Annotated in this window: 12 protein-coding genes and 1 riboswitch; of the genes, 6 read left to right on the forward strand and 6 right to left on the reverse strand. The window is 47.3% G+C overall.

The window, feature by feature from the left end:
* Positions 1-11: 11 nt before the first annotated feature.
* The 3 genes from thiB to mpl form a co-directional block, all read right to left on the reverse strand.
* On the reverse strand, positions 12-1,004 hold the full coding sequence (thiB, locus tag PL85_RS15605) for a thiamine ABC transporter substrate binding subunit (protein WP_115339321.1): 993 nt from the start codon (positions 1,002-1,004) through the stop codon (positions 12-14).
* Positions 1,005-1,070: 66 nt separating this feature from the next.
* Positions 1,071-1,190, reverse strand: a riboswitch (TPP riboswitch).
* Between the two features lie 29 nt (positions 1,191-1,219).
* Positions 1,220-1,849 carry a flavin prenyltransferase UbiX gene (locus tag PL85_RS15610; RefSeq protein ID WP_017047027.1) on the reverse strand — a complete coding sequence of 210 codons (630 nt, stop codon included), beginning with the start codon at positions 1,847-1,849 and terminating at the stop codon, positions 1,220-1,222.
* A 29-nt stretch (positions 1,850-1,878) separates the two neighbouring features.
* A complete protein-coding gene (gene mpl, locus PL85_RS15615) occupies positions 1,879-3,237 on the reverse strand; it encodes a UDP-N-acetylmuramate:L-alanyl-gamma-D-glutamyl-meso-diaminopimelate ligase (protein ID WP_115339322.1) in 1,359 nt (452 codons plus the stop codon).
* A 272-nt stretch (positions 3,238-3,509) separates the two neighbouring features.
* Here mpl and fbp point away from each other — a divergent pair, with 272 nt between their 5' ends.
* Together fbp and ppa are read left to right on the forward strand one after the other, a co-directional pair.
* Complete coding sequence (gene fbp / locus PL85_RS15620) at positions 3,510-4,520, forward strand: class 1 fructose-bisphosphatase (protein ID WP_013855958.1); 1,011 nt, start codon at positions 3,510-3,512, stop codon at positions 4,518-4,520.
* Positions 4,521-4,697: 177 nt separating this feature from the next.
* A complete protein-coding gene (gene ppa, locus PL85_RS15625) occupies positions 4,698-5,225 on the forward strand; it encodes an inorganic diphosphatase (protein ID WP_010318803.1) in 528 nt (175 codons plus the stop codon).
* Positions 5,226-5,459: 234 nt separating this feature from the next.
* Here the strand turns inward: ppa and PL85_RS15630 are convergent, their stop codons facing one another.
* The 3 genes from PL85_RS15630 to tamA are packed head-to-tail and all read right to left on the reverse strand — an operon-like array spanning position 5,460 to position 11,324.
* The gene (locus PL85_RS15630) at positions 5,460-5,807 is read right to left on the reverse strand and encodes a gamma-glutamylcyclotransferase family protein (protein WP_029190032.1); all 348 of its coding nucleotides are present in this window, start codon (positions 5,805-5,807) and stop codon (positions 5,460-5,462) included.
* Positions 5,808-5,817: 10 nt separating this feature from the next.
* A complete protein-coding gene (tamB, locus tag PL85_RS15635; RefSeq protein ID WP_115339323.1) occupies positions 5,818-9,615 on the reverse strand; it encodes an autotransporter assembly complex protein TamB in 3,798 nt (1,265 codons plus the stop codon).
* Positions 9,612-11,324 carry an autotransporter assembly complex protein TamA gene (gene tamA, locus PL85_RS15640; RefSeq protein ID WP_013855954.1) on the reverse strand — a complete coding sequence of 571 codons (1,713 nt, stop codon included), beginning with the start codon at positions 11,322-11,324 and terminating at the stop codon, positions 9,612-9,614. The genes tamB and tamA overlap by 4 nt, the downstream gene beginning before the upstream one ends.
* Before the next feature lie 167 nt (positions 11,325-11,491).
* Between tamA and msrA the strand changes: the two genes are divergently transcribed.
* From msrA to PL85_RS15660, 4 genes are all read left to right on the forward strand, one after another.
* Positions 11,492-12,130 carry a peptide-methionine (S)-S-oxide reductase MsrA gene (msrA, locus tag PL85_RS15645; RefSeq protein WP_115339324.1) on the forward strand — a complete coding sequence of 213 codons (639 nt, stop codon included), beginning with the start codon at positions 11,492-11,494 and terminating at the stop codon, positions 12,128-12,130.
* A gap of 114 nt (positions 12,131-12,244) precedes the next feature.
* A complete protein-coding gene (locus PL85_RS15650) occupies positions 12,245-12,796 on the forward strand; it encodes a YtfJ family protein (RefSeq protein WP_064625922.1) in 552 nt (183 codons plus the stop codon).
* A gap of 140 nt (positions 12,797-12,936) precedes the next feature.
* Positions 12,937-13,230: a DUF2607 family protein gene (locus PL85_RS15655; RefSeq protein ID WP_080569481.1), complete on the forward strand. Its 294-nt coding sequence runs from the start codon at positions 12,937-12,939 to the stop codon at positions 13,228-13,230.
* A gap of 81 nt (positions 13,231-13,311) precedes the next feature.
* The coding region (locus PL85_RS15660; protein ID WP_234934716.1) for a ZrgA family zinc uptake protein at positions 13,312-13,698 on the forward strand (387 nt) is incomplete at its 3' end.

Raw genomic sequence — 13,698 nt, forward strand, 5'->3', positions numbered from 1 at the left:
TTTATCGAACCTTAAAACGTTAAGGCGGTTTGCCACTCACGGATCCACGCTTTACGCATCTCAGACACCTCTTGTGCGCTAAAGGTAAGCGCCTTTGGTGGCACAGCCAGCGTTTCAAAACCTTTCGGTAGCGCGACAGACGTCACAGGATACATCCAGTTTCCGGTTGGCATCACCGACTGAAATTGATCACTTAAAATAAAGCGCATGAACTCATCGGCCAATTTGCCGTTATCACTGTGTTTTACTTTCGCAGCCACTTCCACTTGCATGTAGTGTCCTTCGGCAAAATCAGCAGCCGCGTACTTGGCGTCATTTTCCGCAATCAAATGATAGGCTGGAGAGGTGGTGTAAGAGAGCACCAGATCGGACTCACCTTTTAAAAACATCGCATAGGCTTCTGACCAACCTTTGGTGACTGTCACCGTCTTATTGGCGAGCTGTTGCCATGCTAAATTGGCTTTCTCACCATAGACATATTTCATCCACAGCAGTAAGCCTTGACCGGGTGTTGAAGTACGCGGATCTTGATAAATCACTTTAAGATCATCGCGCTTTTCTACCAACTCTTTTAAGCTTTGGGGTGGGTTTGTTAATTTCTCTTTATTGTAAACAAAGGCAAAATAGCCGTAATCATAAGGAACAAACGTTTCATCACTCCAACCACCAGGTAGCGTGACTTGGCTCGTCTCGACATTATGATCTGCCAATAAGCCAGTCTGTTTGGCCTCGGCCATTAAGTTGTTATCTAAACCGAGTACGATGTCTGCTTTACTGTTATTACCTTCAAGACGCAAACGGTTTAGGATCGATACCCCATCATCGAGTGCCACAAACTGAAGATCGCAAGCGCATTGTGCTTCGAATGCTTTTTCAATCGCCGGTCCCGGGCCCCATTCTGATGCGAACGAGTCATAGGTATAAACGGTAAGGATATTTTCAGCGGCATGCGCTGAAAAAGAGGTGATGGTGGCAAGTGCAATGGTATTAAGAGTGGTGTTCAACTGGTCGCTCTCCTTGGTTGAGCGGCACAGGCTTGAGGAGGATGAGAATATTCCATTATTCCTATTCTGAGATCCTAACCCAATTCCTACGCCAGCATTATCTGGTTCAGGTTTACGGGTCCCAAGCTCACGCTTGATCTCAGCAGCATTCATTGAGATGAATGATTTGCTCCCCGTTGAGTGAGGTGGATTGTAATTGGAATTAACTTAATAAGCTATACCGTTGGGCGTGAGTCATATCCCCAACGTGGCACAAGCCCTTGTTCAACGCCTAAATGGTCCAAAATACGCGCCACCATAAAATCGACCAAGTCTTCAATTGACTGCGGCTGATGATAAAAACCGGGGGCTGCGGGCATAATGGTGACGCCCATTTGCGACAACTTGAGCATGTTTTCTAAATGTAAGGTGGAAAACGGAGTTTCGCGTACCACTAACACCAGCTGGCCACGCTCTTTCATCACTACATCGGCAGCACGTTCGATCAAATTATCGGACATGCCATGGGCAATCGCCGCAACGCTGCCTGCCGAACATGGGCACACCACCATCTGTTTTGGCGCGGCAGAGCCCGAAGCCACTGGTGAGAACCACTCTTCTTTGCCGCACACGACAAGCTGTGAGGCATCGCAGTGTAAATGTTCCACCAACGCTGCTTTGGCTGCCTCAGTCCCACTGGGCAACTTCAAACCGTGCTCGGTTGCAAGCACAACGCGCGCGGCCGAAGAGATCAGCAGATACACTCGGTAATCTGCAGCCAATAAACACTCCAACAGACGAAGTCCGTAAGGAGCACCTGAAGCGCCAGTAAAGGCTAAAGTGATGGCTTTCTGTTTTGTTGTCATAACTCTCTATTTCGTTTGTGTCGCTGGCATTACATGGCTTGATTTAATGCAAGTAGGAGCTTGTTATGAATACCTTCAAAGCCACCATTGCTCATCACCAAAATGTGATCGCCCGGCTGGGCTTCCTGCGCAATTTGCGCGACGAAAGCATCAATATCATCATTCACTTGCACTGGTTGTGAGCATTGGTCAGCCACATCCTGCACCGACCAAGCAAGATTGTTCGGCTGATAGAGATAAACTGAATCGGCTTGCTGTAATGACGCCGCTAAAGTTTGCTTATGTACGCCCAACTTCATCGTAGCCGAACGAGGCTCTAAAACAGCGATAATTTTCTGATCGCCTACCTTGTTACGTAAACCACCCAAAGTAAGTTCAATGGCCGTTGGATGATGAGCAAAATCGTCATACAACGTAATACTGTTCACTTCGCCTTTGAGCTCTAAACGACGTTTGGTATTGATAAATTTGCCCAAAGCTTGACAGGCTAAATCTGGAGTGACCCCCACGTGACGCGCCGCGCCAATCGCCATTAAGGCGTTATCGACATTATGATCGCCAACCAAATCCCAAGTTACGCGCCCCACGCGTTCATTGCCAAAGAACACATCAAATTGCGAACCATCACGCGTGATTTTTTCAGCTTTCCACTGCGCTTGCTCACCGGTAAACTCGGTTTCGCTCCAGCAGCCACGTGCGAGAACATCCGCTAATGCGCGCTCTTTTTGCGGAGCAAAAATACGGCCATTGCCCGGCACAGTACGCACTAGATGATGAAATTGGCGCTTAATCGCTTCAAGATCGTCAAAAATGTCTGCATGATCAAACTCTAAGTTGTTCAACACTAAAGTGCGTGGGTGATAATGGACAAACTTAGAACGCTTATCGAAAAAAGCGCTGTCATATTCATCGGCTTCAACCACAAAAAACATGCTTTCGCCCAAACGCGCAGAAATACCAAAGTTGCCAAGTACGCCTCCCACCAAAAAGCCCGGTTGGTAACCGCAATCTTCTAAGATCCACGCCAACATGCTCGACGTGGTGGTTTTACCGTGTGTACCAGCCACCGCAAGGACCCAGCGGTCATGCAACAGGAACTCTTGCAACCATTGCGGGCCAGAAGTGTAACGCAAGTTGTGGTTCAGCACATATTCAACACACGGATTGCCGCGACTCATGGCGTTGCCAATCACCACCAAATCAGGCTTGGGCTCTAATTGGGCAGGGTCAAAGCCTTCGATAATCTCGATACCTTGAGACTCCAATAACGTACTCATCGGTGGGTAAACGTTGGCGTCGCTGCCGGTAACTTTATGACCTAATTGCCGCGCTAAAACGGCAACACCGCCCATAAACGTACCGCAAATCCCAAGAATGTGAATATGCATAAATCCTAGCCTCGCACATGGCGTTGTGAGTGATTGCCTCCATTATCACCATCCATTTAAGAAAAGCGAGCATGTTTGCAACTTCTAAAAAGTCGACAAACAAATTGAGATCTCAATCTGTTACTTCATTACCATTAAAAAGATCTAAGCCCTAGAATCGCAGTGTTACCCAAACGTTATCAAATGGGTCACTCGTTTCGGCCGACATCCCAACAAGAGGATGCGTTGTGAAACAATCACTCCCCCCTATATAGCTATGTTAAGGAAATAACATGTCTGAGATTCGCACTCTTGGCGAGTTTATTGTTGAGAAACAACATGACTTCCCCCACGCAAGCGGTGATCTTTCATCTCTGTTGTCCTCTATTCGTCTTGCGGCAAAAATTGTTAATAGAGAAATCAACAAAGCAGGCCTTGCTGATATTACCGGTGCAGTTGGTACGGATAATATTCAAGGCGAAGAACAACAAAAACTCGATGTCTACGCCAACGAAAAATTTAAAGCGGCGCTTGAAGCGCGCGATCAAGTGTGTGGTGTCGCCAGTGAAGAAGAAGATGAAGCGGTTGCGTTCAGCAAAGAGCTCAACAAAAACGCAAAATACGTGGTGTTGATGGACCCGCTGGACGGCTCATCCAACATCGATGTCAATGTCTCTGTCGGCACGATTTTTTCTATTTATCGCCGCGTATCGCCAGTCGGCACGCCACCAACACAAGAAGACTTCTTACAACCCGGTAATAAACAGGTTGCGGCTGGTTATGTTATTTACGGCTCTTCAACCATGTTGGTGTATACCACTGGCAACGGCGTGAATGGCTTTACTTATGATCCGTCACTCGGCACTTTCTATCTTTCACACCCCAATATGATGACCTTCGATGATGGTAAAATTTACTCCATCAATGAAGGTAACTACATCCGCTTCCCAACCGGCGTCAAAAAATACATTAAATATTGCCAAGAGAATGTGCCTGAAGATAATCGCCCTTACACGTCACGTTACATTGGTTCGCTAGTGGCGGATTTTCACCGTAATCTGCTCAAAGGTGGTATCTATCTATACCCAAGCACGCAAAGCCATCCAAACGGTAAGCTGCGTCTATTGTACGAATGCAATCCAATGGCGTTTTTGATTGAACAAGCAGGCGGTATTGCTTCTGACGGCGTCAATCGCGTGTTGGATATTAAGCCGACAGAACTGCATCAACGTGTGCCATTCTTCTGCGGTTCAAAAAATATGGTCCATAAATTGGAAGAGTTCTTGGAACTCAATCGCGATTAAATCAGCTCAATGAGCGCCTAACTCTAGGCGCTTTTTTTATCGATAAATATGAGGCAAGACTCTCTTTTTACGGTTTACACCGTTTCCTATTTACCGCTAAAGTTGCAACACAAGCGTTTACGTTCTGTTAATCAACCCAAAACAATTCAAGTCCAGCGACGAAAAAGGAAATGCTAAATGAGCTTAAACAACGTTCCGGCAGGAAAATCACTGCCTGATGATATTTACGTGGTGATTGAAATTCCAGCCAACGCCGACCCAATCAAATACGAAGTCGACAAAGAATCTGGCGCGGTATTTGTGGACCGTTTCATGTCTTCACCTATGTTCTACCCATGCAACTACGGTTATGTGAATCACACCTTATCGCTCGATGGCGATCCTGTCGATGTGTTGGTGCCCACGCCTTATCCGCTCATGCCAGGCTCGGTGATTCGCTGCCGCCCAGTTGGCGTATTGAAGATGACCGATGAGTCTGGTGAAGATGCCAAAGTGGTGGCGGTTCCTCACTCCAAGCTCACCAAAGAGTACGACCACATTCAAGACGTAAATGACCTGCCAGCACTACTGAAGGCGCAAATTACACAGTTCTTTGAACGCTATAAAGAGCTTGAAGCGGGCAAATGGGTCAAAGTCGATGGATGGGAAGATGCCGCCGCTGCGCGAGCTGAAATCCTGACTTCATTTGAACGCGCTCAAAAGTAGTCACCATCATTAAACAGTCACGATAGTTATATACCCAAACAACTTGGAGTTGCAGGTAGGCGGCAAGTGAGTGAGTCCCCATGAGCATAGGCAAACTATGTGATTGGGGTGAACGAACGTAGCCAACACCGCTGCAGCTTCAAGTAGGAAGGGGATAAGTGTCGTTATAAATAAAAAGCCACATCCTGCTAATACGCTGTGTGGCTTTTTTATTTCCATTTTCAACGCCGTTCGTTACACCCGTTGGCACCAGTCTCCAGAATCAATCACAGCAGTAAGACGGCTGTGATCTTGATAGAGATAAATCCACGCACGGCCAAATGGGGTTTCGATCGTTTCACGGCGATATTCGATGGGAATATCTTCTAAAAGATCGAGTTTTGCTAGTGTTTGCTCATCCACTCGATATACCTCACCAACTATCGATTGCTGTCCCTGAGCCAAGCCAGGATATGGACCTAGATCATACAGCGCATAGTCAGCTGGCGTGTAGAACGATCCTAACATTTCGCTTGTCTCAAGCAGATGCGCATTACTTTCACCACGGCGTAATGTGCCGTAGACAAAAACCAGATGTTGCATATGACTGTCCCTAGTTAAATTCAAACTGATACAAAAGATCCACCGCGCTATCTAAGCCGGATACCGCTTCAACGTACAAATCCCTCATCAAGCGGTAACGCACGGTAAATTCGCCCACCGAGCTGAAAATACCAACACCATATTTCACTTGTAGCCCCGGTAAAATATAGCCGCTTACCGTCACTTGTGAATCATCACCGGAACCGGCCGTATCCAATTGCAGATCTTGCACGCCGAAGGCTTGACCAATTTCGCCCACCACCTTACCGCTTTGTGCCAAGCTCAAACCAATTAGTGCAGTGGTCATCGCATTGCCACCCGCCTCGCCATCAATATTCTGACCACGAAGTAGGTAAGAAAGTGCATTGGCTTGTGGCATCGCGGGTTCTGAAAAAATGGAGACTGCGGGTTCATCGGCAGAGCCGGTCACTTTTACCCCTGCAATCACGCCATCTTGTGTGTTATCTGGGTTGCGCACCGCTTTAATCGAAACATAAGGTTGATCAACCGGTCCATTCATTAAAATTTTGCCTTCTTGGATCAGCAAATCTTGTCCAAAGGATCGATACGAACCATTTTGGATATTTACTTCTCCAGTAATAAAAGGACCTTTATCCTTTTGCGCCACATTGAGGCGGCCAATCAAGCCGCCTTGCAAACCAAAGGCACTGAGCCGGAAATCATCACCAATCGAGATGTTTACATTCGTTTCAACGTTAAATGGCATGGCGCTTTGCTCGCTCACAGGCTGTAAAGCTGCGTCCAATATCACTTGATCTTTGGAGACACCAATCGCGCTCGGAGGCAACTCTTCTACCACGATACGTCCCCAAGGCAGGTTAATATTCCCCGTCACGGTTGCCAGCTGAGGCTCCAATGTGATGCTCATGTCTGGGATAACTTTAATCTTGACGATAGGCGGCAGATCCACCAACAGCTCATCGGCTAGCACACGTAGGTTGGCGCGCCACTGATCCATTTTCTGCCAGTCGGCATCTCCCTTGATACTCAACTCGCCATCCGCAGTTTGAATCGACGCATTGAGCAATGCTTGGTAACCATTAAAGTCAATCGCCACTCGGCCCGAGGTAACATCCAGCGGCGAAATATCGCCTTTGACGACAATGTCATCCACCACCACGCTGCCCATCACTTTCGGGTGCAACATCGGCCCACTGAAGGCAAGTTGACTGCTAATCTTCGATTTCGCTTGGCTATAATCCCCAAGCAGCGGCTGTAAAAAATCAATATTAAAGGTGGAAAGCGTTAATGCGCCATCCATCATTTTTTCTTTTGCCATTAGATCTGCAATGGTTATTTGCCCCGACAGATCGCCATTATCGGTCACATCCACTAGCCAACGAGCAAACAGCTTGTTCTGTTCAAGCGTACTTTCAATAGTGACGCTATCCCAACCTAAAGTAATGGCTTGGTCGATGTGCTGCGTGACTGCACCTTGGCTTAAGCTGAGTGACACTTTCGCTTGAGGCGCAGTATTGGGCGCCCATTGAGCTGTGAGACTGACATCGGCTTGGCCTTTAAGTTGAGTCTCTTGCGGTAAAAACATTGCGATTTGCTGAAAATCAAAATGGTTGAGAGAGAGCTCGGCCGCACCACTTTGCCCCACAGTCGCGTCTTTATCTAAGCAGAGCGATGCTCCCTCTTGCTGCCAACAATGCGCGGCAATCGTGGCTTGTTGTTTCTCGATATTAACCGCAACAGGTGTCGCTTGGTTTAATAGCCACGGCCCTTGTTCTGTGGACAGTTGTACTCGTTCCAGCGCACCTTGCCACTGCATCGTCGGCTTATCGTCAAAAGATCCGCGGATCGCCAAGCTGGTTGAGAGCAAACTTGAGATGACGTCTAAGCTCAGTTGATGCTGCGCCTGCGTGCCTGAAAAACGCAAGTCCACACTATCAACTAACTGCTGCTGGTAGCTCAACTGGCTCGCCTGCAATTTCACTTCGGCTTGTGGCACAGGAAGTGGCGTAACATCACCAGTTAAAGTCACCTGCTTTAAGGTCGCTTGTTGCTGCCAAGCAAGATCATTTGCATTGAGGCGCAGCTTGATTTGTGGCTGCTGTAAATCACCACGCAGATAAATATCGCCAATCACTTTGCCGTGCAAATCAGGAACACTTTTCACCAGATCCGCAAAATCAACCGATAAGCCCATACGCCACTCTTTATCCAGCTCACCTTTGGCCGTAATCTGGTTGGGTCCATGGGCTAACGTTAAGCCGCTGGTCGACACAGTAAAAGCGCCTTTCCCTGTCATATCTGATGCGTTTAATTGACCTTCAATATTCAGTGGGTAGCCACGCAACACACCCTCAATATCCAAAATAGGCAGCGCAACGTTCCAACCGCCCTGCTCGGTCAGCTCACCCGTGGTTTCGAGCTTACCGCTGATCACGCCTTCGGCTTGCGGCCACTGTAATCCCGGCTGAATCTGTTCTAAATTCAGCGCCGCTTGCCAGTGAATTGGGGCTTGCCAGTTGGCCATCACTTGGCCAGCAATTTGCCCCCCTAAGGTATCGATGAGCAAAGAATCTAAGTTGATTTGCTGTAAAGTGCCTTTACCAGCCACATCCAGCGTCACATCGGGCAGATCTTTACCTTGCAGTTGGCCATTGAGCGCCACGCTATATCCGTCGAGTGAACCTTGAGTTTTTAAACTCGGTACGCGAACAAAATAGTCTCCTTGCCCAATCAATGGCCACTGTGCTTGAACATCATCCAACGAAATATCAAACGGGATCTCAGGTTGCAGTAGCGCCAATTGCGCATTTAAGTTTGCTTGCGCAAGCCCGCCCAGTTTCGCGTTGAGTGTTAAATCACCCAAGCTACCCGAAGCCTCTAGTGCCAGTGTTTGCCCCTGAGCTTCGGCCATTTTGAGCGTGCTTTTTAAAGAGAGATTGAGCGGATAGTCTCCCTTCAGCTGCGCATCAGCTTTTAGGTTGGCAATCAATTGTGGCAGCTCAAGCTCAAGTGATTTTAATGAAACACTGCTCTGATAAGCATTGGCGACCAAACCAAGATGCTTGACAACCAAAGGCTCAGCTTGCTGAAGAGTAAACTGATTGATATCAAAACGCTCCACTTCCAATTGCAGCGGAATGATCACTTCTGGCAAGGTGATGGGCGTTTTCACCGCAGGTGCCGCCGTCGATGATACGGTTGTGGATGGAGTGGATTTGGATTGTGCGCTTGAGGCTGAATCGACATCTTCATTGGTCGCAAGCTTCAGTTGAATATCGCTCCAACTGGTTTTGCCAATCCGTAAGCGATTACCTTGAAATGAGGCATGAGTAGAAAATTGCTTCCATGCCAGCGTATTACCCAAAATATCCAGCTGAATATCATTGAGCTCCACACGGCCAACCTTAATTGGCACCGGTGTAGAGATTGACGTAATGGGATCAGAGGCAGACGAAGGCTCACCTAGCGTCGAAGGGGGAAGCTCAGGAAGCGCCAGCCTTAAGCCACTGATCGCAAGTTCATTTAAGCAAATTGAAGGCTCCAATAAGCAGCTAGCACTTATGGCTAATGTCACGCGCTGCACATCGAGATCGAGCTTTAATGCTTCATCGGAAAAGGTGACTTGGTTGAGCGTGAAACGTGGAAAAATTGCACCTTTAGCGCTGGCAACCTGCAGTTGTGGCAGCGCTTTTTGCGCTCCCCACAACAGACCGTTAAGCCCTGTATTGGTAAACAACAAGGCTGCGAGTGCAATAAATACCGCGCCCAACAAGGTGAATAAAATCGCCGATGCCCATTTGGTTATCTTCAACATCACTTTGGTCATAGTTCAGGCCCCAAGGTGAAATGCAGCTGAAATTCATCGCCGGGATTGGCGTCAAGCCCCCATGCAAAATCTAAGCGGATCGGTCCAACCGGAGAAGCCCAGCGAATCCCGGCTCCCACACCAGTTTTCCAATCCGGCGAGTCATTAAAGGCATCGCCATAATCGACAAACAATGCGCCCCACCAATTTCCAACCAAGCGATATTGATACTCCAACGAACTGGTGGCGATGTATTTGGCCCCAGTCAGTGCGCCGCTGGCATCTTTAGGTGAGATAGATTGATAGCTATACCCTCGTAAATTGTTATCGCCACCAGCAAAGAAGCGCAGAGAAGGCGAGAGTTTGTCAAACTCTTCACTGAAGTTTGCGCCGCCGTCTAAACGCAATAAACCACGGTGGTTTTGCCCAGCGCTGCGTATCCAAGCAGTTCCCGCCAACAACCGCACCACACGCGTTTCAGAGACGAAATTTGGATCGCCATACTCAAGTGTGATGCTCTGTTTATCGCCCCACATCGGCATTGAACCACCACGAACACGCGTGCGAGAATAGGTCGCTCCCGGTAATACAAACTGGCCGACATCGCTTTGCAAACCTTGTTCGTAGTTTTCTATCAAATAACGAACGAATAGGGTTCGATGCCAACCACCATCACGCAACCAGTGGCGTTCAAACGATAAGTTAGACTCCAAACTCTTCGTATCACGGTTATCGACATTCTTCATTCCATACTGAATTCGATAATATTCACGCCGCACATCTTCTAGCGGTATTTTGTAGCCAGCGGTAATGGTCTGCTCTGGGGCAGAAAGGGAGAAACTGCTATCAAAACTGTGGCCGAGGCTGTTAACCCAAGGTTTCTTCCACTTGAATGAACCACGCACTCCCACATCCGTTGAGTAACCTAAACCGGTTTCAAGCTGATTTCGAGCTTGCGGTGCAAGGGAAACCTTCATCGGCAGTTCGCGACCGTTCTCCAGTTGGCTAAGATCGGGTTCAACAAAAACAGAGGAAAACCAATCGGTATTGGATAAGTTTTGGTTATATTCCCCTACCTTGGAAACAAGGTAAGGATCATTGGTTTTATAGGGCTGAAGTGAGCGAACTCGCTGATCTTCAATTTGGCTGCCAGTAATGAGCGAGGGACCAAAATGGTAACGAATACCACTGTTAAAATGAAGGCGTACGAAAGCTTCATTCAACTCTGGCGCAACTTCCAAACGGCTTAATTCAAAATTCCCGTTAAAATAACCTTTTTGCAACGCTAAGTTGCGGATACCCGATTTCAAAGCATCGTACTGACCATGGTTAACCGCCGCGCCCACTTTAAGGGCATTGCGGTTAATGAGATTGGCAAAATCAGCATCAGATTCAGCTTCCCCGCTGATCACCACATCCATCTCTTTAATGGTTGTTAGCGGTCCAGGATTGATATTGACCATCAGCTCTTGCTCATCGCTCACCACCACAAACTCAAATTGAGGATGGTAGTAACCCAGCGCGACAAGCGCTTCCGTCATGCTTTTCTCTAAACGAGATTGAAAACGAAGATGCGTTGAATAGTCGCTCTCTGGAATCGACGATAAATAGGCTTCAACGTTGTTTTCTAATTCACCCTCTAAACCATTAATGGTTAACGCCACCTTGGCATACGCGGAAGTGGAAATAAGTAGCATCGTGAATAGAACTGGTAATGATTTTCGTCTCATGCTTAATTAAAGGAACAGTTGAGTAAACAGATCGTTAATGGCTGGAAATCATACCGCCAATAGCACGCTTCGTCTGTATGAAATCAGTCAATTATTCGGGCTGAATGTGAAACAGTCGCTCAACAACAATAAATAAAGCCCAAAATAGACACACGAAAGGAAAGCTCATGCTCAATAAACAAACAATGGTCAGCGCACAAACAGCACTGAAAGGACGAGAAACCCCTATGCCAGTGGAGGAAATTCATTACGTTAACCACAGCAACATCACTGAGCAGCCTAATGAGCATCAGCAACAAATAGTGATTGGTATGGGCTGTTTTTGGGGCGCTGAACGCTTATTTTGGCAACTCGATGGTGTGGTGTCGACTTCAGTAGGCTATGCCGGCGGCTTTACCCCAAACCCAACTTACGAAGAAGTATGCAGTGGTGAAACTGGCCATACTGAAGTGGTATGCGTAATTTTTGATCCACAGCGCTTGCCATTAGAAAAGCTATTAAGTCATTTTTGGGAAAAGCACGATCCGACCCAAGGCATGCGTCAAGGTAACGATAAAGGCACTCAGTATCGCTCCGCTATCTATACCTATTCAGAACAACAACAGCAAATAGCACAAGCCTCAAAGCAGCGATACCAGCAGGCGTTGTCAGCCAGTCAACGAGCCTTAATTACCACCGAAATTGCACCCGCTGGTCCTTACTACTACGCCGAAAGCTATCATCAACAATATTTAGCTAAAAATCCGAATGGTTATTGTGGGTTAGGAGGAACAGGCATCTGCTTCCCACCCCAGCTCAGCGAATAAAGCGTGTAGAATTGAGGCTTTGTTAGCATTTTGTTAACCGCTTAATGTCCTCTTTTCGTGGTTTTATTGATTCTATGCTATACCTTTGTTGCTCAACTAAAAGGGACCCCTAAAATGAAAAGTAAACGAGTGATCGCCATTCTAATCGCCTGCTATCCAGCGCTTGCCATGGCACACAACATTACCCAAGGTCAGCAAGTTGCTGATGTTTCAGTGGAAAAATATGGTGAAATCATCCTACAAGATGATAAAACGGCCTTTCAAACTTGGGATACCAGCCAACTGCTAGGCAAAGTGCGCGTCATTCAAGCCATTGCTGGTCGCAGCAGTGCTAAAGCGTTAAATGCACCATTGATGGCTGCCATTACGGCCGCACAATTTCCCGCAGAAAGTTATCAAACCACCTCGATCATCAACCAAGATGATGCGATTTGGGGCACAGGATCGTTTGTCAAATCTTCCGCTCAAGACAGCAAGAAAGAGTTTCCGTGGTCTTCCATGGTGCTAGATGAAGCGGGAAATGTAGCCAAAGCGTGGGATTTAAAAGAGGAATCATCAGCGATCATCGTTCAAGACAAGCAAGGTAACGTACTGTTTGTTAAGGAAGGTGCATTGAGTGATGAGGAAATTCAAACGGTTTTAGGCTTGATCAAACAGAATTTATAATAACCTTAGGTGGCCGATAACACGGCTGCCTTTGCTAAACATATCGTGGTGAAAGGTGCTTTTATAAAAATAAGAGTACGCTTTATTCTCACAATATTGTTATATTATAACAATTATCATTTTACTACTGTATTGGTTTGATGTTTACCCGTCTACGTTGCCCCCATTACCGAGCTCAAAGCATTGCATTATGTGCCATGCTGCTGATGCTATGGTTGAATGTCGCTTATGTAGATCATCACCTCGATACTAATCCTGCGCATCACGCGCAGCATCATTGCCAACTTTTTTCTGGTTTTCAAAATGGTCTAAGCAGTGCGCTGCCTATCCTTCCTGTCATTAGTGGCAGCGAAATTCGATCATCAGTAGAGAAAACTCAGCGTCGCCCCTCAGTTCATTACGCTTATCTTGCTCGCTCGCCTCCTCACTTTTAGACGTCTTATCTAGTTATTTATGATTTGTTACCCAAAGCCAACGCGCTAAGGGCTATTTTGATGTTTAAAAGGAATCACCCAATGTTTATCCAACGTAAACTCGCTCTCTCTATCGGCCTAATTTTAAGCACGCCAGCACTGGCAAATGAAGAGTTTCGCCAACATGAGGCTCATGTACATGGCCACGTCGAGTTCAATATTGCTCAAGATGGGCAAGATTTACTGATTGAAATCACCGCCCCCGGCGCTGATGTAGTCGGCTTTGAACATGCACCACAAAATGATGAACAACAACAGCGCTTAAATAAAGTCCTTGAGCAGTTCAGCCACGCCGATGGCATTTTCCAGCTGCCCGCTCCGGCCAAGTGTCATTTAGAAGAAAGTCGTATCGCGCATACGTTAAATAGTGAGCACCACGACCACGACCACGACCACGACCACGACCACGACCACGACCACGACCACGAC

This window comes from Vibrio anguillarum, assembly GCF_001989995.2.
Lineage (GTDB): Bacteria > Pseudomonadota > Gammaproteobacteria > Enterobacterales > Vibrionaceae > Vibrio > Vibrio anguillarum.